General features: G+C 33.7%; 1 protein-coding gene. It reads right to left on the bottom strand.

All coding sequences use genetic code 11. The features are described 5' to 3' along the window. Nucleotides 1-208 precede the first annotated feature (208 nt). Nucleotides 209-682, bottom strand: a 474-nt coding sequence (locus HMPREF9304_RS12875; RefSeq protein WP_231564545.1) for a hypothetical protein, incomplete at its 5' end; no start/stop codon positions are given.

Here is a 682-nt window from a genome sequence, read left to right as displayed (position 1 = left end):
AAATCAAGTACGGTCTGGTTGGTAACGGTTTCATTCTGTGCATGTAGACCAATGGCCATTAGCATCAGATACGTAAGAAGTAATACTTTTTTCATTATTGACTTTGTTTTTTATAATATAATAATCTGTAAAAACTACGTAAAATATTCAGTCCTGGCATCAATTAGAATTATATGAAAATATAAAACACAGCCAGCAAGTGAATTGTTTATTCGTAATCAAGGTGAATGTTTTTTTCAGCCAAATTAAGCTGCACTTTGGGGGTTATAGTTTCATAATGCGTATATTTTTTTACTACCTCTTCCAATTCTCTCTTAGTAACTTTTCTGCGAACTAACCATTCACTAAAAGAATCTTTTTCTGCTAAAATAAACTCCCAACCTTTTAGTTCCAGATAATTAAGACCATCCATCATGTTATCAAAGATGATACTTCTTCCGTCATCAGTTTTCATGATAGTTGGTTTCTGTTTCTTGCCAAGTCCTGGAGATTCCAATATAACGAAGCATGGTTCGCCTGTAGCTTTATTTGCCCATCGCACCTGTATCCATGAATACATATAATAATCATGTGCATCGTTGCCTTTCGTCTGTGCGCTGCCTGTTGTTGCCAAACACATCAATATAGCAGCAATAAATAATTTCAGTTTATTCATCGTATTTATATGTAATAAAGTTATGAG

Origin of the sequence: Hoylesella timonensis S9-PR14 (assembly GCF_000762405.1) — a bacterium.
Lineage (GTDB): Bacteria > Bacteroidota > Bacteroidia > Bacteroidales > Bacteroidaceae > Prevotella > Prevotella timonensis_A.
The sequence above is the reverse complement of the archived record's forward strand: the minus strand, read 5'-3'. Positions and strand labels throughout refer to the sequence as shown.